Source organism: Pseudoalteromonas sp. S3178 (assembly GCF_005886985.1).
Lineage (GTDB): Bacteria > Pseudomonadota > Gammaproteobacteria > Enterobacterales > Alteromonadaceae > Pseudoalteromonas > Pseudoalteromonas carrageenovora.
Genome location: NZ_PNCW01000027.1, coordinates 12,008 through 38,532 on the forward strand (window position 1 = coordinate 12,008; position 26,525 = coordinate 38,532).

Annotated in this window: 23 protein-coding genes; 9 read left to right on the forward strand and 14 right to left on the reverse strand. The window is 36.4% G+C overall.

The genetic code is table 11. The annotated features are described in order from the left end of the window. Positions 1-7: 7 nt before the first annotated feature. The 3 genes from CWC11_RS08175 to CWC11_RS08185 are packed head-to-tail and all read left to right on the forward strand — an operon-like array spanning position 8 to position 2,116. Positions 8-865 carry a 6-carboxytetrahydropterin synthase gene (locus CWC11_RS08175; RefSeq protein WP_138682288.1) on the forward strand — a complete coding sequence of 286 codons (858 nt, stop codon included), beginning with the start codon at positions 8-10 and terminating at the stop codon, positions 863-865. After that, a complete protein-coding gene (locus CWC11_RS08180; protein WP_138682289.1) occupies positions 858-1,676 on the forward strand; it encodes a M23 family metallopeptidase in 819 nt (272 codons plus the stop codon). The genes CWC11_RS08175 and CWC11_RS08180 overlap by 8 nt, the downstream gene beginning before the upstream one ends. A 5-nt stretch (positions 1,677-1,681) precedes the next feature. Further along, positions 1,682-2,116, forward strand: coding sequence for an acyl-CoA thioesterase (locus CWC11_RS08185; RefSeq protein WP_138682290.1), 435 nt, complete (start codon positions 1,682-1,684; stop codon positions 2,114-2,116). 196 nt (positions 2,117-2,312) lie between these two features. Here the strand turns inward: CWC11_RS08185 and CWC11_RS08190 are convergent, their stop codons facing one another. The 5 genes from CWC11_RS08190 to CWC11_RS08210 are packed head-to-tail and all read right to left on the reverse strand — an operon-like array spanning position 2,313 to position 7,907. Continuing rightward, positions 2,313-3,635, reverse strand: a complete 1,323-nt coding sequence (locus CWC11_RS08190) for a Na+/H+ antiporter family protein (RefSeq protein WP_138682291.1) — start codon at positions 3,633-3,635, stop codon at positions 2,313-2,315. An 8-nt stretch (positions 3,636-3,643) separates the two neighbouring features. Next, positions 3,644-5,614, reverse strand: a complete 1,971-nt coding sequence (locus CWC11_RS08195) for a transglutaminase TgpA family protein (RefSeq protein WP_138682292.1) — start codon at positions 5,612-5,614, stop codon at positions 3,644-3,646. Beyond that, entirely contained in the window at positions 5,614-6,600 is a 987-nt protein-coding gene (locus tag CWC11_RS08200) for a DUF58 domain-containing protein (RefSeq protein ID WP_138682293.1), read from the reverse strand. Before CWC11_RS08200 ends, CWC11_RS08195 begins: the two co-directional genes overlap by 1 nt. A gap of 5 nt (positions 6,601-6,605) precedes the next feature. Continuing rightward, entirely contained in the window at positions 6,606-7,511 is a 906-nt protein-coding gene (locus tag CWC11_RS08205) for an AAA family ATPase (RefSeq protein WP_138682294.1), read from the reverse strand. A 12-nt stretch (positions 7,512-7,523) separates the two neighbouring features. After that, positions 7,524-7,907, reverse strand: coding sequence for a response regulator (locus CWC11_RS08210; RefSeq protein ID WP_058550031.1), 384 nt, complete (start codon positions 7,905-7,907; stop codon positions 7,524-7,526). 646 nt (positions 7,908-8,553) lie between these two features. Between CWC11_RS08210 and CWC11_RS08215 the strand changes: the two genes are divergently transcribed. The 6 genes from CWC11_RS08215 to CWC11_RS08240 all read left to right on the forward strand — a co-directional run bounded on the left by CWC11_RS08215 (position 8,554) and on the right by CWC11_RS08240 (position 15,351). Beyond that, positions 8,554-9,885 (forward strand): hypothetical protein, encoded by a 1,332-nt coding sequence (locus tag CWC11_RS08215; protein WP_138682295.1) that lies wholly within the window; start codon positions 8,554-8,556, stop codon positions 9,883-9,885. 143 nt (positions 9,886-10,028) lie between these two features. Then, positions 10,029-11,336 (forward strand): ABC transporter substrate-binding protein, encoded by a 1,308-nt coding sequence (locus tag CWC11_RS08220; protein ID WP_138682296.1) that lies wholly within the window; start codon positions 10,029-10,031, stop codon positions 11,334-11,336. 123 nt (positions 11,337-11,459) lie between these two features. After that, positions 11,460-12,332, forward strand: coding sequence for a carbohydrate ABC transporter permease (locus tag CWC11_RS08225; RefSeq protein WP_138682297.1), 873 nt, complete (start codon positions 11,460-11,462; stop codon positions 12,330-12,332). Between the two features lie 3 nt (positions 12,333-12,335). Beyond that, a complete protein-coding gene (locus CWC11_RS08230; RefSeq protein WP_138682298.1) occupies positions 12,336-13,166 on the forward strand; it encodes a carbohydrate ABC transporter permease in 831 nt (276 codons plus the stop codon). 10 nt (positions 13,167-13,176) lie between these two features. Next, on the forward strand, positions 13,177-14,190 hold the full coding sequence (locus CWC11_RS08235) for an ABC transporter ATP-binding protein (protein ID WP_138682299.1): 1,014 nt from the start codon (positions 13,177-13,179) through the stop codon (positions 14,188-14,190). Positions 14,191-14,391: 201 nt separating this feature from the next. After that, the gene (locus CWC11_RS08240; protein WP_138682300.1) at positions 14,392-15,351 is read left to right on the forward strand and encodes a sugar-binding transcriptional regulator; all 960 of its coding nucleotides are present in this window, start codon (positions 14,392-14,394) and stop codon (positions 15,349-15,351) included. Positions 15,352-16,079: 728 nt separating this feature from the next. On the opposite strand, the gene CWC11_RS08245 is transcribed toward CWC11_RS08240, so the two are convergent. The 9 genes from CWC11_RS08245 to CWC11_RS08285 form a co-directional block, all read right to left on the reverse strand. After that, positions 16,080-16,703 (reverse strand): DNA/RNA non-specific endonuclease, encoded by a 624-nt coding sequence (locus tag CWC11_RS08245; protein WP_249330697.1) that lies wholly within the window; start codon positions 16,701-16,703, stop codon positions 16,080-16,082. A gap of 129 nt (positions 16,704-16,832) precedes the next feature. Continuing rightward, positions 16,833-17,060 carry a DNA/RNA non-specific endonuclease gene (locus CWC11_RS23295; RefSeq protein ID WP_502704794.1) on the reverse strand — a complete coding sequence of 76 codons (228 nt, stop codon included), beginning with the start codon at positions 17,058-17,060 and terminating at the stop codon, positions 16,833-16,835. 549 nt (positions 17,061-17,609) lie between these two features. Next, a complete protein-coding gene (locus CWC11_RS08255; RefSeq protein ID WP_138682301.1) occupies positions 17,610-18,434 on the reverse strand; it encodes an alpha/beta fold hydrolase in 825 nt (274 codons plus the stop codon). Positions 18,435-18,682: 248 nt separating this feature from the next. Then, on the reverse strand, positions 18,683-21,547 hold the full coding sequence (locus CWC11_RS23300) for a response regulator (protein ID WP_249330698.1): 2,865 nt from the start codon (positions 21,545-21,547) through the stop codon (positions 18,683-18,685). Then, positions 21,544-22,704: a hypothetical protein gene (locus CWC11_RS08265; protein WP_138682302.1), complete on the reverse strand. Its 1,161-nt coding sequence runs from the start codon at positions 22,702-22,704 to the stop codon at positions 21,544-21,546. The genes CWC11_RS23300 and CWC11_RS08265 overlap by 4 nt, the downstream gene beginning before the upstream one ends. A gap of 9 nt (positions 22,705-22,713) precedes the next feature. Then, the gene (locus CWC11_RS08270; RefSeq protein ID WP_138682303.1) at positions 22,714-23,529 is read right to left on the reverse strand and encodes a type II secretion system F family protein; all 816 of its coding nucleotides are present in this window, start codon (positions 23,527-23,529) and stop codon (positions 22,714-22,716) included. Further along, positions 23,526-24,401, reverse strand: coding sequence for a type II secretion system F family protein (locus CWC11_RS08275; protein ID WP_138682304.1), 876 nt, complete (start codon positions 24,399-24,401; stop codon positions 23,526-23,528). The genes CWC11_RS08270 and CWC11_RS08275 overlap by 4 nt, the downstream gene beginning before the upstream one ends. Beyond that, positions 24,394-25,692, reverse strand: coding sequence for a TadA family conjugal transfer-associated ATPase (locus CWC11_RS08280; protein ID WP_138682305.1), 1,299 nt, complete (start codon positions 25,690-25,692; stop codon positions 24,394-24,396). Before CWC11_RS08280 ends, CWC11_RS08275 begins: the two co-directional genes overlap by 8 nt. Before the next feature lie 6 nt (positions 25,693-25,698). Continuing rightward, entirely contained in the window at positions 25,699-26,463 is a 765-nt protein-coding gene (locus CWC11_RS08285) for a hypothetical protein (protein WP_058550045.1), read from the reverse strand. Between the last annotated feature and the right edge of the window lie 62 nt (positions 26,464-26,525).

Below are 26,525 nucleotides of genomic sequence, written 5' to 3' on the forward strand. Positions count from 1 at the left end.
GAAGTTTATGATCCTTTTTGTTAACTCACTAACAGTGATTGATTTTTCTTACTTATGTAACAAACGCGGCGCCGTTGGCGAGAGCTGGATTGTTGATTTAACTTTGCACGGTAAGCTAAACGACGAGTCCATGGTATTAGACTTTGGCTTAGTTAAAAAGCAAATCAAAGGCATTATTGATGACTGTATTGATCATCGTTTAGCTATTCCATCAGGCCTTACAGGCTCAGTTAATGAATTTGAAAATCACAAAACACTTGATTGTACGTTTGGTGATAACAAGCATTTAGCAATGAGTGCTCCTCATCAAGCTTATTGCATGATAGATGCAGAGCAAGTAAATGTTGAATCGGTAACAGAATTTTTAATTGCTACTATTTTACCTAAATTACCAGACAACATAGAAAAAATTGAGCTTGAACTCAAACCAGAGCATAGCCAAAGTTTTTATTATCATTACAGTCACGGGCTTAAAAAGCACGACGGTAATTGTCAGCGCATTATTCATGGCCATCGTTCTCAAATTGGTATTAGCCTTGATGGTATTTCTATGCCTCGCTTGCAAAAAGAATGGTCTCAAAAGTGGGAAGATATTTACCTAGCCACAAGTGAAGATAAAATTGACGCTAAAGACTTAAAACACGTATCAGCTAAACCTGATGATGTATGTTTTGCATATACATCTGCACAGGGCTATTTTGAAATGGCCATTAGTGAGTCGCGCTGCGATATTTTACCTGTTGATACTACGGTTGAATGTATTGCTGAGCACGTAGCTGGCCAAGTGAAAGCTCAATTCCCTGATAAAGACGTAAAAATAACGGCTTATGAAGGAGTCGGAAAAGGATCGATTAGTTATGCTTAAAACACTTTTGGCAACAGCATTAATTACCTCTGCAAGTTTTAACGCAATGGCTCTTGAACTAAAAGGGCACCTTACGCAAGGTGGCTTGGTTACCGGTAAGTTAGATAATGTTAAATCTGTAACTTTAGATGGCACTGAGTTAAAGCTTTCAAAAAATGGTCATTTTGTATTTGGTTTTGGCCGTGATGCTGACACTGCTCATACGTTAACGTGGGTAGACAGTTCTGGAAAAAAGCATACTCAACACTTAGCAATAACAAAACGCGATTACAAAATTGACAAAATTACAGGTGTGGCAAAAAAATATGTGTCGCCACCAAAAGAAGTAAGTGCTCGAATTAGCCGCGAAGCTTTAGCAGTGCGCAAAGCTCGTGAAGTAAATTCAGACTTAGAATACTTTTTAGACCCCGTTTTAAAGCCTGCTGAAGGACGTATTTCGGGTGTTTATGGGAGCCAGCGTTATTTTAATGGCGAGCCGCGCAGACCTCACTTTGGGTTAGATATAGCTAATAAAACAGGTTCACCTGTGTATGCACCAATAAGTGGAACTGTAGTATATGCTGAGCCTGATTTATATTATTCAGGTGGCACTTTAATTATTGATCATGGCCACGGTGTTACCTCTACATATATTCATTTAAGTAAGTTAGATGTAAAAGTAGGTGATAAAATTATTCAAGGTAATAAAGTAGCTGAAATTGGTGCAACTGGCCGTGTTACTGGCCCACATTTAGATTGGCGTTTTAACTGGAAAGGTGAACGTCTAGATCCAGCATTACTAATGCAAGATACCCTTGCAAATAAAAAGTAGAGACTATGACTAACATTGAGCGTGATGCTGTAATTGCACAACGAATAGAAGATTCAACTACATCGGTTACTAAAACGGTGTTTCCGGGTCGTACTAATCACCATAATACACTTTTTGGTGGTGATGCTTTAGCTTGGATGGACGAGGTGGCATTTATTGCCGCTACTCGTTTTTGTAGAAAGCCTTTAGTGACTATTTCTTCTGACCGTGTTGATTTTAAAGAAGCAATACCTGCGGGTACATTTGCAGAGTTAATAGCAAAAGTAGTGCATGTTGGTAATACGAGCTTAAAGGTAGATGTAGATATTTTATTAGAGACAATGCATAAAGATGATAAGCACTCAGCTATAAGCGGTAGCTTTACATTTGTAGCAGTTGATGATGATCACAGACCAACACCAGTAGTCTGCGATAAAATGCTTAATGGATTTAAAAAATAACTTTTTATTTATTTAAAGTTATTAAGAAAAATATAAGCACCATTTAGGTGCTTATATTTTCAACCAAAAAGAACACATCATACTAATTATTTGTATAAGATAAACTTAGCAATAGAGCTACATAAAAAAGTTTCTACCAATGTAGTAGTTAAAAGTAGGTGAGGTATGGCAGTCCCATACCTCATTTAAAACATACTTAAAGTACCATTGCAGCTATCCAACCAAATATAATTAGTGGGATGTTAAAGTGGATGAAGGTTGGAATAACAGAATCTCTAATATGATCGTGTTGGCCATCTGCATTTAAACCAGATGTTGGTCCAAGTGTTGAATCTGATGCGGGAGAGCCTGCATCACCTAAAGCACCCGCGGTACCAACAAGGGCTGCGGTTGCCATAACTGAAAAACCAAGGTCTAAACATAAAGGGACAAACAAGGTGGCAATAATAGGCACTGTAGAAAATGAACTACCAATTCCCATTGTTATTAATAAACCTACTAGCAAAATAACACCTGCAGCTAATGGTTTATTGCCATCAAAAAGAGCGGCACCGCTGTGAACTAAACTTGCAACGTCGCCAGTTGCTTGCATAACAGACGCAAAACCTTGTGCAGAAATCATAATAAAGCCTATCATGGCCATCATCGCAACGCCTTTGCTAAATACGTCGCCATTTTCTTCCCATTTAACAACACCAAATACACTAAATATCATTACACCGACTAAGCCACCTAAAATCATTGAGCCACTTAAATTTTGTGCAACTAGTGAAGAAAGCACTGCAAATAAGCCAACTATCATTACTTTTTTAGGGTTTTCAATGTCTGAATTTTTAGTTTGCGTAGTTAAAGGCATTGCATTGTATTCGCGGCGTTTTCTATATGTAATAAATACCGCGATGAGTAAGCCTATAAACATACCAATTGCAGGAATAATCATAGCCATTGGTACTTGTGTATTGACTATATCAAGTCCGTTATCAACCAAGTTTTTATGCAGTATTGAGTACAAGTAAATACCACCAAAACCATAAGGTAGTACCATGTAAGACGTGGCTAATCCAAACGTTAAAATACATGCTATTGCGCGTCTATCTAATTTTAATTGATTAAAAACAACAAGTAAGGGAGGTATTAAAATAGGGATAAACGCAATATGTACTGGTACTAAGTTTTGCGAAGAAATAGCACACCCTAAAATAATTAATAAAATAAAGTAGCTCAAAAACGTTTGGTTAGTGCTACCTTTTGCGTTTACTTTATCTAATAATTTATCGGCAAGGATCCGTGTCAGTCCAGATTTAGAAATAGCGACTGCAAATGCACCTAACATAGCGTAACTTAACGCAATTTCTGCACCAGCTGAAAGCCCTGAATTAAATGCATCCACACTTTCTTTTATACCTAAACCTGCAGTTAAGCCTGCAACTAAGGCACTAATTGTCATTGCAACAATGACATTTACACGGGCCAACGATAGCCCCAGCATTAAAATAACGCCTATAACAACAGCATTCATAGTTTTCTCTATTTGGATGTTTTAATTAATTTTATCAGATCTTTAGCCTGAGTTTTACGCTCATTAGTAAACGATTTTTTACCATAACGTACTTGGTTAAATAACTGGCTAAATGCGCTTAATGATTGCGCAGATTGTGGGGATTGTTCCATATACACTTGTAACTGTTGGCTTGGTGTTAAGTGCTCTGGCGTTTTTATATTTTGTTTATGAGCCCATTTTTGTATTTCGTAAAACTCTTTAACCATAGGTGCTAATTTAGTAGCACGTTTAGGTAAGTTTAAATAAACAAAATAAGCTATAAAACATATTCCGATAGTAAGTAAAACTATTAGCGGTACCAACCAAATATTACGGCTGCCAAATAACGATTTTAAAAAGTCATTTTGCTTTTGTTTATCAAAACCTAATACCCAACTAGACCATTGGTAGTCAAGATTTTCAAGCTCTAAGCGTAGCCAGTTAATGCCAGGGAAGTTACTTAAGCTAACTAAGCCAAAATCTAAATTACTTTTAAACTCTGTATTTAGTGCTTCATTTTGTGAAAGCGATCCGTTTAAACGTTCAGGTGCTACTACTGCTGTTGCATCAAAAATAACCCAACCTTCGCTGTGTATATATACTTCTACCCAAGCGTGTGCATCGTATTGGCGAACGGATAGGGTGCTGTTATCTAAATTTAACTCTCCGCCTAAATACCCACTTGCTAAACGTGCTGGAATACCCGCACTTCTAAAAATATACGCAGCGGCACTTGCATAATGGCCGCAAAAACCTCGTTTATTATCAAATAAAAACTGATCAATTGTGTTATCGCCATTCATAGGGGTTGGCGTCAAAGTATAAGTAAATTTGTTATCTACAAAATACTGTAATAGATGATTATAAAACTGACGATCCGTTTGAGTATTTTGTTTTAAATTTTTAGCGAGTGAAGCCGCTTTAACATTTTTTTTATGAGCGAGGTGAGTGTAACGTTTGTTTTCAAAGTCATTAAGAGGCGTGCTTGTGAAGCGTGTACTAGTTACATCGTACTGTAAACTTTTTGCCTGGTAGTTTTTTTTACGCAATAACCCCAATGTATTTGCTTCAACATTTTGCGATTCGCTTCGTGAATAAAAGAGCCCATAAAGCCATTTTTGAGAAGCAGGCTCGGCTATAACAGAGTAGCGTGCAATAAATTGCTCATCAATATCATTTTTAGAGTTTGATTTTAAATTATTGTATTTTAAAAAGTCAGACGTAAGCCATGCGTTGCCATTAAATTCATCATGTACAATTGCACGCCAATAATACGGAGCATTAGGCGCTGAGTTATTAAACGTTGCTCTAAAAACGAGCTCATCAGAGTTAGAAAGTTTTGCAATATCAAAGGGGTCAACCTGCTCAGAAAGCCCCGTTTTAGCTAATTTTGGCCCTGGTAATTGCCAAAATGCCGGCATTTTAGGTAAAAACAGTAATAAGAAGATCGCTAAAGGCAGTGCTAATAGTAGTAATTTACCACTTTGCTTAGAGGCTATTTTTAAATTATGTTTTGATTCTAATAAACCAAGTACTGCAAAATTTAAAATGTATAAACCACTCACAGTAAGTGTGGTTAAAATACTTTGGTTAAATAAATAAACGGACGAAAGCGAGAAAAACGTAAGTGTTGTAATTACGTGGTAATGTTTTTTAGTTTTAGCTTGCAGTAATTTAAATAAGCTCGAAAGCATTAACATGGCTACAAACAAAATAACAGTATCGGACATTCCAACACTAGATAACATTAATACCAATGCCGCGCCTGCAAGTATATTTGCCAAAATAGAGTTAGGCTTAGGTTTATTGTTATAGGTTAAGTAAAAGTTCCACGCACAAATAACAGCCAAAACACTTACAAAAACAACAGGTAGATGAGCAATAAAAAATATGACTAAACATGCATAAATAAAGCACATGGAGTAATTAATAACTTTTTCGTTTTTAATTTCGTGCACTACACACCACCTTTAAATGTGCTTAATAATGCTAAGCAATGTTGCTTATGCTCAAGTCCGGTATTGGTATTAACTATTTTACCTGGGAGTTTTAACATAAAAGGCGTGTTTTGCTCACTTGCTTCGCAAACTAAAAAACATAACTGACTCAAACGCTGCTCTGTGTCGCCATTCATAAAAGTAAAATCAAATAGGGCATTCGCTTTTTTATAATCAACGAATTCTTTTACTAAAAGTTGCTGCGTTTTAGCATAATGTTTCCACGATACTCTATGTAACCCCATCTCTGGTAAGTGAGGCAAGAGAGATTCAAATTCGTCACTGCCAACTTCTTTAGCTACACCATTATCACTTTGCTCGTCTAACGCATTAACGTGAGCATCACTTAACACCTTTTCAAGTGATGGATATACAAATACGTACGTTTGTAATTGAATGTAGCTCCATACACTTACTAAACCAAAAGGGTAGTTACTTGAAATTTTAATTCGTTGTACGTCGTATTTACCCCGTAAAAAATAAGGTAAAGGCAGTGATAATAGCTGAGTATTACTACTTACCTGATCAGCGTGTTGACTAGTTTGTACTGTACCTTGGTAGGTTAAGCTTACTGATTGGCACACATTAGGGCTTTGCAATTCAAATTTTATTTGAGGTTTTTGAGGGGAGAAACTATTAAACGTGTCTTTAAATTTGACCGTTAAACCTTTTGCGTTGCTATAACCCATAAGTACAGCAATTATAATTACAACAAACATTAAGTAGGCCATTATCAAAATTAAATTGTTTTGATAATTAATACCCATCACAAAATTTAATACAGCTACAACTATAAAATACCAACCAAGTGATGAAGGTAATACGTAAATTGTTTTATGTTCTAGTGTAATAGTGTTTTTTAAATGCTTATTTTTTAATAATTTATTAAATACACGAGTTTTAAATGTCTTAAATAATGAAGGGCCTTTAGCTACTTTTTTTGGCATAAAGCTTATACCGGAACCAAAACAGCATTTAATATACTATTTACTTGCTCATCCCCAGATTCATTATGTAAACCTAAGCGGTGTTGACACACACTTGCAAAAATAGCTTGTACATCTTCGGGCATTACAAAGTCACGTCCGTCAATATAAGCCCAGGCTTTTGCTGCTTTAGCTAGTGCCATACTGGCACGAGGAGATAAAGACGCTGCAAATGCATTACTGTTTCGTGTGTAATTAACCAGTTTAATTATGTAGTCAACCACTGGGCTACTTAGTGTTATGTCGCTTATTTGTGCTTGAATTTGTGCTAATTCTTGCTGGTTAATCCGCTGCGGTAGCTGGCTATAGTCTCGTTTTTGCATATTTAAAATAAGGCGCTTTTCAGCTTCTTTTGGAGGAAAGCCTAAACTAATACGCATTAAAAAACGGTCAAGTTGAGATTCTGGTAAAGGGTAAGTCCCTGACTGATAAAGAGGGTTTTGTGTGGCAATGACAAAGAATGGATCGGGTAGGGAATATTTTTTGCCATCAACGGTTACTTGTTGCTCTTCCATTGCCTCAAGTAAAGCGCTTTGTGTTTTAGGACCCGCGCGGTTAATTTCATCGGCTAAAACTACCTGGCTAAAAATAGGGCCTTTATGAAACGTAAAACTGTGCTCGCTTGAGTTAAAAACATTAGTACCAATAATATCGGCTGGTAATAGATCACTCGTAAACTGAACCCGCTGATAGGTTAACCCTAAAACAGCCGACAGCGCATGCGAAAGCGTTGTTTTGCCCATTCCAGGAAAATCTTCAATTAGTAAATGCCCTTGACTAAACAAGCAGGTAAGAGCCAGCTTTATTTGCTGCTTTTTTCCAAAAATAACACTCGACAGATCGTCGATTATCGCTGTAACAGTACTTTGCATGCTCACCTTATTTTATTCTATTAATTCAAGACGCTTCATTACCGTATCTACTTTTTTTGCATTAAATGGTTTTGCAATAAAGCCTTTAGCGCCAAGTTCCCATGTGTTTTGTACATTTTCGAGATTATTATGACCTGAACACATAACAACGTGAGTGTGTGGGTAGGTAGTATTAATGTAATCTAAAATATCGGTGCCATCAGAGTCAGGAAGGTCGACATCTACAAATATAACGCTTGGGGATTTTTTATCCATAACAGGTTTAGCAGAGCTAAAATCTGCACTTTCTAAAATATCTTCAAAGCCTAATTCGGTTAATATTTGATTTAAATAATCACGGATTTCCTTAACATCATCAATAATGAGGATAGGCTCTAACGGGCGAACAAATTCCATATGTTATTACTTCTAATTTAAATACATCTTAAGTTACTCAATACTAAGCTAAGCCCCTCATAAGCTCAAGAACACATCAATAAATAACTAGATTATTTGTGCGCCAAGACTTACTAGGGCGTATTGAACTTTGTGGATTGGAATTTGTTTAATCTAAGGAAGATTAAATCGCGATGCGAGTTTTGTAACCTAGTGGGCTTGGTAACTGCTCATGCGTTACTCTACTGCCTTACACCCATGTAAGAATAAGTAACAATCAGTCTGCTACAAGTTCATCCTCTAAAGATCAACACACCCTGATACCTAACATGTTAACTCTTTTTTATTTTGCAACAGAAGTAACAAAAAAGGGCTATTCAAACAATTTTATCTACGTTTATATAAGACTTTAGCCATAAATATAAAATTAATAACCTTTTAAATATACCTTCAACTACTTGAAAATTAATGTTTTAAATTATTATTCACGCGCATTGTAAATTCTTTGTAATAAATATTCGTTGACGTAACATTATCTATTTGTGATTATGCTCATCAGTTGAGCTTATGCTCATTAAGCTTTAATTGCCTACACAGCAATTGTTTGTAAGGCTTTGATAGGTTCAACACGCTGAATAAACACAACACACTATAAAGAGAGTTTAAAATGTTAAATAATAAAAAAACTAAATTTGCAGTTAGTTTAATTGCAGCTGCTATGGCAGCATCTACTCCTGCTCAAGCAGAAGTTTCAGATTACTTAGATCGACTTGAAGTTAACTTTCTTGCAATGCAAAACTTCCAGTCGATTCAAGCAAAAGACGGTGCTTTTCGCCCTGAAGATGAAGAACAATCGTCTGGTTTTGGCCGCATACGCGCTAACTTAATGCTTAAATTTCATATCAACGAATTTATTACTGCAGATATAGACATCGCAGAAGAGCCAAATGACTTTGGTGGCGAGGATCGTGACTTTTCGTTTCATAATGACTTCGCGGGTGTTGAGTTTGATTTATTTGGCTTGACCGATAACATACGTGAAAACGAAAACCTAACGCTGCGTTTAGGTAACATTGGTGGCTCACCATTTCAGTTTAAAGGTTTTCAAGACGGCGCAGATAACCAAGGTAATGCCCTTATTGGTAACGGCATGACCGATTATGCAACTGCTGAAAACGGTGCACAACTTAGTTATACTAAAAGCTATGATAGTGGCTTGATCCGCTCTTACAATGTAACCGGTCATATTACTACATCAAGCTTTGGCGAAGCGTTTCAAGAAGACAGAGGTTACAACTACCGCCTTCAAGGTACTTTAGAATTTGAAGGTGGTTTTAAAGCTGGCCTTAACTATTTACAAGCAAATCAAGGTGATCAATTACGCTTTGAAAATGGTGTAGCTAGCCTAGATGGCGTTACTACAACGAACTACCGTTTTGGTGATGGTGAAAACTACAACTTCTCAGCTTCACCTTCAAATGAACGTGATACCCACGTAGGTGTTATGCCTGGTCTTGATCAAACAACCATTCAGTTAAACCTAGCGTACCAACCATCTCCTCAAACAAGCGTTATTTTAATGCTTGGTAAATCATCAGACGATTTTACTTTTGCAGATTCTGCAGGTAATGCAGTCGCAGGCATTACTTACTTTGGTAACGCAAGTGGTGTTGCAGATGCAAACGGAACAACGTATGACTCTAATAGCGTAATTGAGGGCGAAAGCTCAGTTCAATATTATGTTGTTGAAGCTCAGCAATACATTATTCCAGAAAAACTTTACGTAGCAGCACGTTACGCAGAAGCTGAAAACACTTCAGATCTTATTTCTCAAAACGATAACACCGTTGAGCGTTTACAAGTTGCCGCAGGTTACTGGTTTAACGACAGCACTCTTCTAAAAGTTGAATATGTAAACCAAGAAGAAGGTGCAAACTCAGGTGGCCAAATTGGTACTGGTTTTGATGGATTCACCTCAGAAATCTCAGTTAAATTTTAAATAAGGAGCAAGTGTTAGCTTGCTTTTAATTGCAATAATCATCCTTTAAAGATGATGGTTATTGCTTATCGCTTTATTTAGTAGGGCGTTTAACACTTAATTTATTTAAGCGTCTTATTTAACATATTCTTGAGGGTTCCCCCATGAAAACTAAACTATTAATGCTAGCATGCGGTGTTATGGCAATGAGTAACGCTGCCGCAAAAGAAACCATTACCATCGCAACTGTAAATAATGGTGACATGATCACCATGAAAGAGTTAAGTAATAACTTTGAAAAAAAATACCCAGACATCTCATTAAAATGGGTAACACTTGAAGAAAACATTTTACGCCAACGTGTAACTACCGATGTAGCGACAAAAGGTGGCCAGTACGACGTAATGACAATTGGTACTTATGAAGTGCCAATTTGGGGAAAACAAAACTGGCTAACTGAGCTTGATGATTTAGGCGAAAACTACGATGTTGATGATTTACTGCCTGCTATTCGTAGTGGTTTAACGATAGATAACAAATTATATGCAGCACCATTTTACGGTGAAAGCTCTATGGTTATGTATCGTACTGATCTAATGGAAAAAGCAGGCCTTGAAATGCCAAAAGCAGCGACCTGGAGCTTTATTCAAAAAGCAGCAAAAGCAATGACCAATAAAGAAGACGGTGTATACGGTCTTTGTTTACGTGGTAAAGCAGGTTGGGGCGAAAATGTTGCATTAATTACCTCAATGGCTAATTCATTTGGCGCACGCTGGTTTGATGAAAACTGGAAACCCCAATTTAATACTCCACAGTGGAAAGAAACACTTCAATACTACGTAGATGTAATGAAAGAGTCAGGCCCTGCGGGTTCATCAGCAAATGGCTTTAACGAAAACTTAGCATTATTTCAAACCGGTAAATGTGGTATTTGGATTGATGCAACCGTAGCCGGCGCATTTGTTACTAACAAAAAAGACTCTGAGGTCGCAGATAAAGTGGGCTTTGCACTCGCTCCTGATAACGGCTTAGGCAAACGCGGTAACTGGTTATGGTCATGGACACTTGCGATTCCATCGAGTAGTAAAAAATCCGACGCAGCTATGAAATTTATTAGCTGGGCTACGTCTAAAGAATACAGCCAGTTAGTTGCTGATAATAAGGGGTGGGCAAAAGTACCGCCAGGTACACGCGCATCTCTTTATGAAAACGAGCAATATATGAGTGCAGCACCATTTGCACAAATTACGCTTGATTCAATCAACTCAGCAGACCCTAAAAACCCTACTGTAAAACCTGTGCCCTATGTTGGTATTCAGTTTGTAGCCATTCCTGAGTTTCAGGGAATAGGAACCGCAGTTGGACAGCAATTTTCTGCTGCGCTCACGGGGCAAATGACCGTTGAGCAAGCGCTTAATGCATCACAACGCTTAGTTGAACGCACAATGCGAAAAGCTCGCTACCCAAAATAAATCAGTAGGCAGGTAAGCTCTCAACTTACCTCGTATTTAATGTCAGCATTAGCTAAGAATTATAGTGAAGCCCACACTGGGCTTTACTAGGGATAATGCTGACTTTTGAAAGGTCACCACACTATGGCAACGACACAATCACGTACGCTTGCACGCATGATGCTATTCCCTAGCGTAATTTTATTACTCGGTTGGATGATAGTACCGCTGTGCATGACATTGTATTTCTCATTTGTAGATTACAACTTACTTATACCTGGAGAGCGTGAATTTGTAGGCTTTTTAAACTATGAATTCTTTTTAACTGATCCAGCATTTTTTGAATCATTTTTTAACACCCTTTACTTAGTAACGGGTGTATTAGCCATCACTATCTGTGGTGGTATAGGGTTAGCCATTCTCCTCGACCAAGCAATATGGGGGCGGAACTATGTACGTATTATGGTTTTAGCGCCGTTTTTTGTTATGCCAACAGTATCGGCATTAGTATGGAAAAACATGCTAATGAATCCCGTAAATGGTTTATTTGCTCACTTTGCACTATGGCTTGGCTTAGACCCCATTGATTTTTTTGCACAAATGCCTTTGTTTTCAATCATTATAATTGTGTCTTGGCAGTGGCTTCCATTTGCAGCGCTTATTTTACTTACCGCTATTCAGTCGTTGGATCGTGAACAGTTAGAAGCTGCAGATTTAGATGGTGCAGGCCCATTTAGCAAGTTTTTTTACATTGTTTTACCGCACTTATCACGTGCAGTTACCGCTGTAATATTAATTGAGACAATATTTTTACTGTCTATTTTTGCTGAAATTTTAGTAACAACCAGTGGCGGGCCAGGTTATGCCTCTACCAATATCACTTACTTAATTTATACCCAATCGCTATTACAGTTTGATGTGGGCGGCGGATCAGCAGGGGGCATAGTGGCAGTTATTATTGCCAACATAGTAGCCATATTTTTAATGCGCCTTATTGGCAAAAACTTGGAGGGTTAATTCATGGCTATTGCATCAACCAAACAATCAAAAATAATTTATACCCTTGCTGCGTGGACGATCAGTGGGATGATTTTCTTCCCAATTTTATGGACACTAATCACAAGCTTTAAAACAGAAGCTGAAGCTATTTCAGCAACTCCTGCGTTATTTGCATTCGATTGGACGCTTGAAAACTATCAAGATGTATTAGCACGTTCGCCTTATTTTGATCACTTTTGGAACTCAGTGGTTATTTCACTTGGTTCAAGTTTATTAGGACTAATGATTGCCGTACCTGCAGCATGGTCAATGGCATTTGTGCAAACTAAAAAAACTAAAAACCTATTAATGTGGATGCTTTCTACAAAAATGTTACCACCAGTTGGTGTGTTAATTCCGATTTACTTATTGTTCAGAGACTTTGCACTACTTGATACCAAGCTTGGCTTAGTCATAGTAATGACATTAATTAACTTACCAATAATGGTGTGGATGTTATACACCTATTTTAGAGAGATCCCAGGGGAGATTTTAGAAGCATCACGCATGGATGGTGCAACAATTGGCGAAGAAATATTTCATGTTTTACTCCCAATTGCCTTACCAGGTATTGCCTCAACATTACTATTAAACGTAATTTTGGCTTGGAATGAAGCATTTTGGACACTTATATTAACTGCTGCAAATGCCGCACCGTTAACGGCATTTATTGCCAGTTACTCAAGCCCTGAAGGGTTATTTTACGCCAAATTATCGGCAGCTTCTGCCATGGCCATTGTGCCAATATTAATTCTTGGTTGGTTTAGTCAAAAACAATTAGTGCGCGGCTTAAGCTTTGGCGCAGTAAAGTAGGAGAACACACATGGGCAGCATCACACTAAAAAAAGTAACTAAAAACTTTGATGAAGTTAACGTAATAAAACCGCTCGATTTAGAGATTAAAGACGGTGAATTTATTGTATTTGTTGGGCCATCAGGCTGCGGTAAATCAACACTTTTACGCATGATTGCAGGGCTTGAAGACACAACAAGTGGCAATATTGAAATAGATGGGCAAGACGCAACACATACACCACCTGCTAAACGTGGTTTGGCAATGGTATTTCAGTCTTACGCTTTATACCCACATATGAGTGTTCGCAATAATATTGCTTTTCCACTAAAACGTGCAAAAGTAAGTCCAGCTGAAATAGAGTCTAAAATTGCAAACGCCGCTAAAATATTAAATTTAACAGACTACTTAGACCGTAAACCAGGTCAGTTATCTGGTGGTCAACGCCAACGTGTAGCGATAGGGCGTGCAATTGTTAGACAGCCATCGGCATTTTTATTCGATGAGCCACTGTCAAATTTAGATGCATCGCTTCGTGTAAATATGCGTTTAGAAATATCTGAGTTACATAAAAGCTTAGCTACAACAATGATTTATGTTACTCACGACCAAGTTGAAGCCATGACAATGGCTGACAGAATCGCAGTATTTAATGGTGGAATTATAGAGCAAGTAGGAACACCGCTTGAGCTATACCAACACCCGGTAAATAAATTTGTAGCGGGCTTTATTGGCTCTCCAAAAATGAACTTTATTGATGTAACTAACGATAGCAATGCGCAAACACAAAGTTTAGGTGTACGCCCAGAGCACTTTGAAATTTCTACTGACTCTGGTACTTGGCAAGGTACTGTAGGTGTTATAGAGCACTTAGGTTCTGAAAGCTTTTTACATGTAACCATTGAAAATGGCAGTACAGTAACGGTAAAAGCTGATGGCGATTGCCCTTTAAAATACGGTGATACTATTTACTTAAGTGCGCCTGAGCATAAAGTACATCGGTTTGATAAAAACGGCTTAACTATTAAAAATGCCGCACCTTAAAGCGTAAATATGCACCAATACTTTATACGAGCTCGTTTACGTATAAAGTATTGGTTATTAAGTTAATGTGACACTTCGGCATTTTATAAATCAATGATATATTTACGAATATTATAAAATGATTAATTGCGGTGTATTTTAGTAATTTATCTAAAAGTTATCGAACCCAAGGACACGATCCTTTGATATTAAGAGGTTTAAGTGGCAAAGCTATCAAATACAGAAATACGTAAGCTTGATGATGCAGCAAGAGCAGGGTGGTTATATTACGTTGCGGGTAAAACCCAAGACGAAATAGCTAAAAAGCTAAATGTATCTCGCCAATCTGCACAGCGAATGGTCGCTTTATCGGTAAGCCAAGGGCTAATTAAAGTCAGGCTTGAACACCCAATTGCTAAATGCATGGATTTAGCTGAAAAAATAAAAAATCGTTTTGGATTAGAGTCATGTGAAGTTGTACCAAGTGACGGATCAGATCCAAATTCTACTGTTGGTTTAGCACAAGCTGGCGCGGCAGAAATTCAGCGCCATTTAAAATCAGAAACACCAAAAATTTTAGCTATGGGTACTGGGCGTGTATTACGTGCCTGTGTTGATGAATTACCAACGCTTGATTGTAGCCAACATAAAGTTGTGGCCATGCTTGGTAATATGGCACTTGATGGTTCGGCGTCACCATATGATGTTGTGGTAAGAATGGCTGAGCATATCAATGCAAAACATTATCCAATGCCATTGCCAGTATTACCAAGAAGTGTTGAAGAAAAACAACAGCTTCATGCACAGCATAATATTACCAGTAATTTAAAGTTAGCTACTCAGGCGGACGTAACATTTGTTGGTGTTGGTAGCTTAGGCGAAAAATCGCCACTGCATATTGATGGATTTATTGATGAGCAAGAACTTAAAGAGCTACAAAATTTAGGAGCCGTTGGCGAAATGATTAGCTGGGTTTACGATAAGCGTGGCCAACTAATTGATTGCACGGTAAACCAACGTGTTGCCAGTACGCCTTTAAAAATTGAAGGTAATAAACAAATTTACGCAATTGCTGCCGGTGAAGATAAAGTTTTAGCAATACTTGGCGCTGTTAGGTCTAATATGATCAGCGGTTTAATTACTAACGAATACACAGCAGAACGATTGCTAAGTATTGAATAGTAATTTGCTAATGTTTAAAACTCATATAGCAGTAAATTAAAATGGGTTATTTAAGTTTAAGTGATAAGGAAAATATTTAAGCTTTATTAAGTTTTATTCAGCCATTAAGAAAATATGAATTTATGATAGCCGCTGTAGTTATTTGTTGTAGCTTTTTTGTAGTAAGCTTTTGTAAGTAGTTACATAAAGCACTAATTTTTAAAGTAATAAAAAACATGTATAAAGCTGGCTTATGTCCGATACCGTCTAGTATTGGACATTAAAGGGGTGCTATTAACACTCCTTTTTAAATAGCCATTAACTACCTATAATTTATATTATGTTAAATACAGTGTTTTATTATAATAGTAGGATAAAGAGCTTCATTATTTTATGTATATAACCCCTATTTTCATCTGTTTTTATATAGATCTGGCTTATATGTGTAATCGCTCTTTAATTATCATTAGTTGCCAGTTTTAAATTACGGTTAATATTATTTATCCTAAGTTGGCTACACCTACAAATGTAACATCCACAAATAACTAAATGATAAATTTTATCGACTCTCAAATTAACCAATAACTAAGTTAACAAATTAAAATTAAACATTTCACTTAATGGTTTTTGTGTTCTTGGTTTTCCTAATTAAAAAGCTTCTATTTTAATTAAGGCCTTTAACTACTAGTTTTAAAAGCCTTAAATAAATACACTTTTATTTAAGGCTTATGTTTTTATAATTTAAGTTTCTAGCTACAGCCTAGCTCAGTACTTAAACCAAACACTGATGGCTCAATTGTTTGCGCGTTGTTGTATGATAAATCTGGCATAACGTTAATACCAGCACGTGATTCAACTTCATCAATACTTACTTCAGTATTACAAAAATTATCACTGCGGCTTGCTGATTGTTCCATGATAAACGCCGATGCTTTAATTGTGCTACCAGATTGCTCCATCACAATTTTAAAATAACCACTTGGAATTGTATGTGCTTCATTAGCTTGTGGTAATTCTGCAAAGTAATATTCGTACAACGGCCCGGTTACTACGTATAAATCGTTACCATTACTAACATGATTTCGCACTGCGGTTTCAAGCCTAACCCATGGTCCCTGGTTTAATGCAGATGATTGCGGCGTAATAATAGAAAGCAAGTTTGTCAGTTTCCAATCAGCCGTATTACTAAAAGATGCTAATGGGACTTGATGGCCTCTATCTGTATTTATTGTTGCGTACGCATCGGTATAATCATTGGGTTTAGGGCGTGCCTGCCATTCGACATTGAATTTGCAACAGTGTGTTTGGTTTTTAGGCAAGGCAGAGCCTATGTAGTGTGGTTTATTCCCCATAAATTGGCGATAACGCCGCATAAATACCAAACACGCGTTGCCTGTAAGGTTCTTTCTAGGGACGATTAACTCTTTGTTACTCGATTTTGACTTAGCACACTAGGTTACAAAGCTCGTGCCGCGATTAAATAGCCCCTAGCTTGAACAAATTTAATCCTGAAAGACAGGCACGCCCTTTGTATAATGGGAATACAAATCTGGATCAGCTTTCCAACTTCTACTTCTCGACGGTCCACTCATAGTATTGGTAGTTACATGGTATGCAACCCAATCAGCAAACTTTGTATATCTATTATTTTTTAATGTATAAATACTTCGCTCAATTGTGTTGCCATTATTTAAACCCGTTGGGCAACCTTGTAAGCAATTAGCTTGCACTATGAGCAAAACATAAACCTGTAAGTACTATTGATGCCTTTATTATTGTCTTCATTGTTATATCCTCAATTTAAAGAGGATAAAAATTAACAGCTCCTTATTACAATAATATTTAAGTAACTACATGTTTTTAAATATAAAAGTAAAAATCAGTAAAACAATAATATTAGCCTAGGTTATTGGTATTAATTAAGCACAAGTTAAAAAACGTACAAGCGCCCTACCTATCAATTGAGTTTTAATCGCCTTGAGCAGCGCTAATAACAAAAGGTCTGAATGGCGAGCTGTTTCTGAATACAAATGTTAAATTATACAGAATTTCATTATGTTAAATTGATTGCTAATCGATTTCACTAAGGTGAATAAGCACAATACATCACCAAAAACACACATTTCCTGGCTTAATATTGAGCAAGTTTTGATGTCAGATGCATTTTAGGTAGGATTTTTACTGTAAATAGTGCGTTTTTAACTCAGTTAAGTATAAACGCCCAGAAATCTAACAAGGCATAACTGCCTCGTTAGATTGCTAATATACAACTTTAAGATTTAAAACGTTTTACCCTTTAAGAAGTTACTCATTAAAAGTAATATTTTTTCAGGCTGTTCGTCTAAACACCAATGCCCTGCTTTTTCTAGCCAGATGAGCGATGAGTTTGGAATGGTTTGCTCTAACATGGGGGCGTATTTAGGTTTTTGAAAGTTATCTTCTTCACCCCATAAAATTAGGGTCTCATGCGGTAAGCTTTTAAGTTCACCTGCAATTGCTTGCGTGTACTCTTTATTTAAACGACGCATATTAGCAAACAATGCAGCTTTACCTTGCTCGTTACTCCATTGTGCTAAATAAACTTTTTTTAGTTCATCAGTCATTATGCTTTTGTCATATACGCCTTTAGGCATAAAATCCTGTAGTGTATCAACAAATTCATCAACCGTTGTTTTTTCCTCAACTCCTGGCTCAAGTAGCGGCTCAAACTCTGGTATTGGCCATGAATCAAAACATACACTGTCGATTAAAATTAGTCCGTTCACTTTTTCAGGGTAATTGACTGCCATTAACTGTGCAATACCGCCACCAATATCGTGCGCTGCTATATTGGCTTTAGGAATACCAACTGCATCCATAAACTTAATAAGTATTCTGCACTGCGCATTAATAGATACGTCAATGTCTTTAGGCATATTTGATTCACCATAATTCAGTAAATCGGGTGCAATAACGTTATGTGACTTAGCAAGCTCGGGCATAACATTACGCCAAAGTGATTTATTAGTTGGAATTCCGTGTATTAATAATAGCGGTGTGCCTTCTCCCATTTCTTGATAAGCAATTTGGTGGCCTTCAATGCTAACGTATTGTGTTTTACTCATACTAATATTCCTTTTAAATTAAAATTTATGTATGAGTAGTTAAGAGCAATTATCGTCCCATGTTTGATTTAAGGCTAAAACTTTTATCCTAAGTGCAATCGCCAAAACAAAAACACCGCTGTGCCCTGCTTTGTAGCGATTTAAAATCGTATTAGCGTATAAAATAAGTAAGCTATACATAATTTATAATTCAGCATTACTTTTTTACAATGTGAAATAAAGTAGTAGATGCATGAAATAGTTACTGCCTATTTAATTAAGTTCTCAGTCTCAATTAATTTCCTGATCTTATTTATTAAAACATCTTGTTTAACGGGTTTTTCGAGCATGTCATCAAAACCTAACTCAACATACTTAGCACTGCTACTTCCTTGTGAATCAGAAGTGTGTGCAATAATTTTAGTTTGCTTCTCACTGCTGTGCTTTTTGATTTTTAACATTGCATCAGTACCAGAAAGTTCTGGCATTACTATATCCATTAAAATTATGTCATAGTCATTTTGTGACACCATTAGCATTGCTTCTATTGCACTACTTGCATAATCAACATTTAAGTTTTCATTTTTGAGCATAGCTTTAATTACCATCTCAACAAGCGGTTCGTCATCAACGAGTAACAACGATTTAGACTTAAACTTGTTAGACATAATTGGTTCAACATTATTTTTTATTGGAGTTATATCACTTACTTCATTAATACTCGTTACGTTAACCAATAACGATAAACAAATACTTGTTGTTTTCCCCCTTTCGTTAAAACTGATAGCCTTTCCTCCAAGCATTTTAAATATTGATATAAAAAATTTAATATCAAGTGTGGCATCTATATCATCATTAAAGTTTATTGCTGACTGCTGCGATATTAATTTTAATTGCGCTAAAAAATTATTGCTCATTGTTAAGTTGTTAATTGAAAAGTTTAGATTTAAATAATTTCTTTTATCTTTTTTTACAATATCACTATCAATAGTAAGTTGTGACTTGTAACTACTTTCTAATAGTTCTGTTGATAGCTGAATAACCAACTGAGAAATTAGCTTTTCATCACTTATTACAGCAACTGCTTTTTCACTGCTGTTGGTAATCACGTTTTTAATATCTGAATCTTTATTCAAAATAGACGCGCTATTACTTAGCATTTTACTTAAGTTAATTTTATTAGCTTTTAATTTCAGTTTTCCTGTTTGTGATTTATTAACATTAACGAGTTGTTGAATAACACACTCTAGTTGTTCGCTAGCTGTATTTATATTTCCAATATGACCTTTGAAGTCTGATGCACTCATGGGTTTTTGGGCAATTTCAATAATAGATTTTAAAGAACTCAAAGGTGCTTTTAGTTGCTGACTCAAGCGAGTTACAAATTTTTCTTTTAATTGATTAGACTGTTTTGATTTTTCTAATACATCGGCAAGTAAAAGCTCTTTTTGATGAGCTGATGTTTCATCTCTGAAGTAACAAACAAAGCCACCAAAATCCGTATGTCTTTGCACTACAGTTATCCATCGGCCATCGGTAAAGCCAATATCAATCAGCTGGTTATGATCATTTTCTAATTTATTATGTTCTTTATAATGGTTAATAATATTGTGTTGCTGCGCAAAACTTATTAACTGACTATACGAAAGCTGGTTATTTTGTTTATTAACCTGGGAAAATAACTTATTAAATGCATCATTTGTAATAACTGGGAACTCATGGCTATTAAAAATAGCAAAGCCATGAGGAAGCGCATCTAAAGAACTTGAAAATAGCTTTTCTCTATTTAAAATTAATTGGTTTTTATCTTTAATTTCATCATGTAAACGTCTAGGTAAGCGTAAAAAATAGTAAACAAATGCAAATACAGCTAAAGCAATTAGTCCTAATCTAAATAGACTATATTTAGTGATTGTAGGCGTTAATATTTTATTAATTGGTTGTACATGTAAACGCCAAGTTGGAGGGAAACGGCTACTAACAGCGCTAATACTATTTGTAATAACACGAGAATTTACTTCCCCTTGCTTACTAAGTGTAAATTGTGGCGTAACTATAAATATATTGTAGTTTTGGGTGTTGAGTTTTCCTATTATAGCTTTTAAAAACTTACTTAAATCAAATGCAGTAAGAGTATAAATGGAGTTATTTTTTAGTTTAATTTCAGATATTAAAAAAGCAGTATCAGCAACTGTAAACACTTCCACTGACTTTTTATTTGCTCTTAAATCAAATTTAGTTAACCAGCCTTTAAAACCATAAGCCGCTAAATCAAAGTTGTTTTTAGACCAAAGTGCTAATTGGTTATATTGAGAATCAAATACTACATACCCTTTATAGTTCAAATTTTCGGATGCTTGATTTTGTACTAAATTATTAAGCTGCTCTTTTGTATACTCTTTTTGGCTTTGAATAAAACCAGCTACCACTAAGTCTTTTTGTGAAATATATAACCCTTGATTATCAAAGCGTTCTAATGCATTAAATAGGGTTTTTCTAAGCTCCTGAGTTTTTAAATTATAGTTACTTTGCAGCTCTTTTTTCTCGATTGTATAAAGCAATAAAGCAGTAAAAGCACACAGTACTAAAGCAATTAAAAAGGCGACAGGAGCTAAACTAAATACGTGGATATATTTAGTCTCTTTATTAGATTTTTCGTTTGATTTTTTATTAATTGAATTAGCTGGGTCATTGTCTCTATTTAATTGCGTTTGTAGTAGCTGAGCAAATGATATGAACTGATCTTTTTGCGAGCCTATTAGTGTTTTAGGCACTAAGTCGGCCATAACTAATAAGCCAATAACAGTATTGTTATTACTGTATATAGGATACTGAGCATAAAAACGAATACGATGTTCAGTGTTGCTAGATACACTTTCAAAAAATGTATCTTCAAATATATATAACTTTTCTTCATTACAACGCTGTTGATATTTTAAAAGCTCTTCTTTTATATTGGCATCGTCATTTGTAATTATCTGTTCAGAATATACTTCTCTAAAGTCTACATACTTAACAATAGGCACATCATAAAATTGCTTTAATAACGATAAAGTTTCTTTTACTTCATGGCTTATTTCTTTTATTCCACTGGTTATTTCATTGGGTAAAGTAAATATATTAGATGCGTTCATTTGCGTTCTCCTGTTGGTGGAGTATGTATCCAGGTAGTGCTATTTTGTCCGCTGTGGGTCGGTAATTTAACTCTAAATGGAGGTGCTAAACTGCTAAGTGCGGGCTCGCCGGTAGTCACATTAATAACTTGCTCAGCACTAACAAGGTTTAACGAGGTTTGACAATAAGTTACGCCAGGCTCAATACCTATAAGACTTAATGTTTCTGTAATAAGTAAATTATTAATTAAATCTATTCCGGCTAATTCAAAAGTGGTTTTTAAAATAGTAAACACTAATGTTTCTACTATGTTTTCATCATCTTCTAAGCGAGTTCCCTCTGGGCAGCAAATAGTCCCCAGCTCTACATCTACATTGGCACTTAGCCCTACTAAAGAGAGTGCATTTAACGCCGTATTTAAAAGCGGCTCTACTTGCGGCAAATATAAATCTAAAATATCACCTTGAGATTCGTATCCGCTTTGACAGCTATCGCATGATTGCGACAAACTCTGATCGCTCACGCCAAGTAGCGGATTCCCCAAAGCAGTTACGCCTACCAAACAGCTACTATCGGCAGGTTGTTTATCAATTTCAAAGCTTTCACACGGTGAGCCAGTGACGACTTTTTGTGACACGTAACGCGATAAAATTTGTCCGCTATTTGCAGGGCACGCCTGTGCTGTGCTTCTTAATAGTTGGCCAATAACAGAATTACCAAACTGCCCTATTGCATAATTTGGCCCCTGCTGAAGCGCATTTATATAGCTTACATTACCTGTGTTATTTATATTGCTTATGCCTTGGCTATCACTTGCTTCATCGCTCAAGCCTTTTAAACATGGGTTGCCTTGGCAATTAGGGGCATCGTAATAAACGGCCTCACGTGAGGTAAATCTATCATCGCGAATACCTATTAGTGCACGGTAAGTTGCATTTGCTTGGCGATCTGTATAAAAAATAAGAGGTGCTTGGTGCTCGTCAAAGCTAACCGCAATACCTAGCGGTTTATTGTTGGCGTCAATAACTGTAATTTGATTATCGACCTTAGTTTGATGACGCTTAATTAAGGCGTCTCTTACTAAAACAACACCGCCAATTGAGCCAATGATTAAAATAGTAATTATCAGTATTAGTTCAATCGTTAAAATGTAGCCTTGTTGGTAATGTTTTTTCATATCAGGCTCCTATAGCACTTCAACAAGCATTTTAAGTACATTCATTACCTGCAGTGCGGCAGGGAAAAACACCAATACCAAAAACATCGGAAAACAAATTAGTAATATTGGAAACGTGGTGTGCATGGCTTTTTTGTTTACCTTTTTGGCAAGCAAAATATTCTTTTTTAACGCAAGTCCATCAAGTTGAGCTTGAACTGCATTAATTAATGGCGTGCCTAGCTTTGAGCCTATTAGCATTAGATTGGCTAATTTTTTTATGCCCATAACCCCCGTACGCTCAAAGAGTGAGTTAAATGCAAATTCACGGTCTTTACCTGCACTAAGTTCAAACAAAAATAGCTTAAGCTCTTTGTATAAAGGATGCTTTTTGCTTAAGCCATGATCAACGGCCAATGCAAACGAACGCTCTAGAGAAAAGCCAGCGCGCATATATACCAAAAGTACTCTTAAAAAAAACTCTAAACTATTGTTGATAAGCGTTTTTCGCTGATTTTTACGAATCAAAAACCAGCCTTCGGGTGCAAAAAAACAAATGAAACACAACATTAAAGTAATGGTTGAACTTAACTGATACCCGCTGAGCTCTATTAAAGTAAATGCGCTAAAAGTGGCCGCTACTTTGAAACAATATAAGCTCAATAATATTTTATTAATTTGTATACCGGCTTGCCTTAGCTGGCGTTTAGAAATAACAATGAGCGGATACCAATTAGTATTTTTAGTATCGCTTTTATCTAACTCAACCTTTAAAGATTGTCTGTGAATATGGATAAATGACCCCATACTTACCAGTAAACCTACAAGTAAAAGTATATCAATCATAATGTTATCCTTAAGCTAAGACGTAGCCATAAAAAACCAAATAGCTGACAAAGCAATGCAACTGTTAAATATGCAATACCGTTGGGATCGTTTAATAAAGGTTCAAACCAGGTAGGATCGGTATAATTGAATAGAGGCACTAACGCATAAGGTAATACACCACTAAACACAGCCGCATATTTAGTACCTGAGAGCTTGGCTTTTAATTGTTGGCGATCAAGTGTTCTAAGCGCCATCATATTGCAAACACTTTTAAGCATATCGGTTAAGTCGCACTGACTTTGTGTATGCGTGATAATGCTATGAGCAAATAATCTAACTGTTTCACAATTGTATCTTTGAATTAATGGTGCGAACGATGTTTGCGCATCACTACCCATACTCATTCTTTGCAGTAATAGTGAACTTTGTAATTTTAGGTATGGATCTGCGTGTTCGTCTGCAAACTTCATTGATTGTTGAAGTGATAAACCTGTACTTAAACATGACTGTACAGTTTCGATATACTCCAAAAAATGATGCTCAAACTTGGCTAACCTATAATGGGCTAAATCAATAACAACAATAAAGCAGGTTACAAATACAACTATTGCAATAATAAATGCACTGGTTAAGGCCTCTGGGTAGTAAAGCTTTACTAAAAACCACGCACTACTTGAAAGTGAACTTGCCATACTAATAAATACAAAATTACTTATATTTAAACCAAGCACTCTTAGTGACAAGGTTAAAACATCTTTTTCTTCTAAAATATCTGGCTTTTTTACAACTTCATTGCTTTTGTTTTTAACATATAAGGTAATAAGTACACTACTTGCTAAGGTAAATGTAATAACGGCTGCAACGGCGAGTAAGTAATCTAACTTAGTCATGATCTGCCTCCGTTTTACTTTTAAGTAATGCTTGAAGTGTTTGTGCATTTTCACCTTGGCTTTGCATAAATGAAATAACACTAGAATCTTGCACAAAATTATTTTCAACGGCTTCTAAACCGGGCTTACTGTACAAAGCACAAAAATGAGCAGCTCCATTTACACGCTTTATCTCACCGATACTTTTTAAAGTACGTATTCCATCTGTAGAGCGAGAAACATGAACAATAAGCTGAATACTCGATGCTATTAATGCGTTTGTATGGGCGTCGCTTAACTGTGCATTATGAAGCTGAACGAGCGTTGATAATCTGGTTACTGCATCACTTGCACTATTAGCATGTATGGTCGTCATAGAACCCTGATGGCCGCAGTTCATAGCTTGAAGCATATCTATAACTTCACCAGAGCGAACTTCGCCCACTAATATTCTGTCGGCGCGCATTCTAAGCGCTGCTTTTACTAAATCTCTTAAACTTACAGCCCCTTTTCCATCGCTATTTGTATCGTGAGCTTCTAGTTGTACAACATGGTTATGATGTAAGTTAAGTTCAGCACTTTCTTCAATAGTAACAACACGTTCGTTTTTATTTATAGAGTTGGCAAGCACATTTAATAAAGAGGTTTTACCCGCGCCAGCATTGCCACATACTAATATATTAACCCCTGACTTAACGGCCGTTTGTAAAAACGTTAAAACATTTTTATCTAAAAACTTATTAGCGATTAAAAATTCATCATTGATTTTTTTATGGTTAAATTTTCTTATTGATACAATAGCGGCACTAGTACATGCAGGTGGCACAATAATATGAACACGGCTACCATCTTTTAGTTTGCCGTCAACTATTGGCATTAGTGCGTTAACCTGGCGCCCGCACCCATCAAGTAACCTATCAACAAAGCGGCGTAAATGGCGCTCGTCATCAAATTTACTGGCTGTACATAGAAGCTTACCTTGCTTATCAATCCAAATGTCTTGCGTGTCGTTTATTAAAATATCACTCACTTGGTCATCAAGCATAAACTGCGCTATTGGCCCTAAGCCTTGAATTTCATCAAAAACGGCTTGTACTACTTGAGCTTGTTGGTGCTGATTAAAAGATGAGTTTGAAAACTGCGGGATCTCAACGCACAACGCTGAGATTTTTTCTAAAATATTGTCAGAGAGTAATGCTGTAGGCTCTTGTTCGTATTCTTCAATTACAGCATCGTGTAATAACTTTTTAAGTTCTTCAAAGGTACTTAAATTGGTTTGAACTTCTTCATGTTTGCTTGATAAATTAAACATAAGGACTCACTTAGCTACATATACAGCTTCGTTTTTTACGCCTTTTACCACTTCAATAGTTCGACTGGTTTGTAAGCGAGAAAAGTTTTGCAAACGACCTTGCTCAATGTCGTAAGCACTGTGAACAATAATTGATACTTTGTCGGCATTGTCTATTCCTGCTAGCGAATAAACATCTTTCGGCAATACAGCCAATACCAACGATACACCTGCAGAATTTGTTGTCTCTTTTGCTAAATTATCCATTACACCACTATTAGCAGCTTGTGTTTTTGGCCCTTTTGAAACACCAATAAGTTGTACATCGCGTGCAACCGTTCTTACTAAACGATTAGTTTTAGCAACAATATCTAAACGATCGCCTTTATGAACTCGTGACAGAGGGATATCCAACGTTGTTAATTTTAATGTGTACAACACACGCCCAGCTGGAATAGCCTCAGATAAGTTTTGGCTTTTAGCTCTTACAAAATCAGTGTCAAAAAGTGGTTGTTCAATCATTTTATTTGTTGCTAACTTTTTACCAATTAGCGCACGAGGGTTTTGAATACTCAAAGCCATGTTGGCATAGTTACTTGGATCTATATCTTTTTGAGCAACATCGTGAACAGTGATAGTTTGCCCTGCAGACATATTTTTATTTACAACCCAAGCTGTAACATTGTTTTCATCGTTTACTTGCCTAATACCTAGTGCAGATGCAAGCATGCCTGAGGTAATGAGTAATGTGAGAGCGGCTGTAGTGGCGCCTTTGTTACTTTTACTTTTCATAATGTTACCTCTTAAAAAATCATCACTGCCACACGGTTGTGGCAGTGAGCCACTTATTGCTG

Coding starts and splice junctions, on each gene's coding strand:
- CWC11_RS08175 (WP_138682288.1), top strand. CDS start 8: ATGATCCTTTTTGTTAACTCACTAACAGTGATTGATTTTTCTTACTTA.
- CWC11_RS08180 (WP_138682289.1), top strand. CDS start 858: ATGCTTAAAACACTTTTGGCAACAGCATTAATTACCTCTGCAAGTTTT.
- CWC11_RS08185 (WP_138682290.1), top strand. CDS start 1,682: ATGACTAACATTGAGCGTGATGCTGTAATTGCACAACGAATAGAAGAT.
- CWC11_RS08190 (WP_138682291.1), bottom strand. CDS start 3,635: ATGAATGCTGTTGTTATAGGCGTTATTTTAATGCTGGGGCTATCGTTG.
- CWC11_RS08200 (WP_138682293.1), bottom strand. CDS start 6,600: ATGCCAAAAAAAGTAGCTAAAGGCCCTTCATTATTTAAGACATTTAAA.
- CWC11_RS08205 (WP_138682294.1), bottom strand. CDS start 7,511: ATGCAAAGTACTGTTACAGCGATAATCGACGATCTGTCGAGTGTTATT.
- CWC11_RS08210 (WP_058550031.1), bottom strand. CDS start 7,907: ATGGAATTTGTTCGCCCGTTAGAGCCTATCCTCATTATTGATGATGTT.
- CWC11_RS08215 (WP_138682295.1), top strand. CDS start 8,554: ATGTTAAATAATAAAAAAACTAAATTTGCAGTTAGTTTAATTGCAGCT.
- CWC11_RS08220 (WP_138682296.1), top strand. CDS start 10,029: ATGAAAACTAAACTATTAATGCTAGCATGCGGTGTTATGGCAATGAGT.
- CWC11_RS08225 (WP_138682297.1), top strand. CDS start 11,460: ATGGCAACGACACAATCACGTACGCTTGCACGCATGATGCTATTCCCT.
- CWC11_RS08230 (WP_138682298.1), top strand. CDS start 12,336: ATGGCTATTGCATCAACCAAACAATCAAAAATAATTTATACCCTTGCT.
- CWC11_RS08235 (WP_138682299.1), top strand. CDS start 13,177: ATGGGCAGCATCACACTAAAAAAAGTAACTAAAAACTTTGATGAAGTT.
- CWC11_RS08245 (WP_249330697.1), bottom strand. CDS start 16,703: ATGCGGCGTTATCGCCAATTTATGGGGAATAAACCACACTACATAGGC.
- CWC11_RS08255 (WP_138682301.1), bottom strand. CDS start 18,434: ATGAGTAAAACACAATACGTTAGCATTGAAGGCCACCAAATTGCTTAT.
- CWC11_RS23300 (WP_249330698.1), bottom strand. CDS start 21,547: ATGAACGCATCTAATATATTTACTTTACCCAATGAAATAACCAGTGGA.
- CWC11_RS08265 (WP_138682302.1), bottom strand. CDS start 22,704: ATGAAAAAACATTACCAACAAGGCTACATTTTAACGATTGAACTAATA.
- CWC11_RS08270 (WP_138682303.1), bottom strand. CDS start 23,529: ATGATTGATATACTTTTACTTGTAGGTTTACTGGTAAGTATGGGGTCA.
- CWC11_RS08275 (WP_138682304.1), bottom strand. CDS start 24,401: ATGACTAAGTTAGATTACTTACTCGCCGTTGCAGCCGTTATTACATTT.
- CWC11_RS08280 (WP_138682305.1), bottom strand. CDS start 25,692: ATGTTTAATTTATCAAGCAAACATGAAGAAGTTCAAACCAATTTAAGT.
- CWC11_RS08285 (WP_058550045.1), bottom strand. CDS start 26,463: ATGAAAAGTAAAAGTAACAAAGGCGCCACTACAGCCGCTCTCACATTA.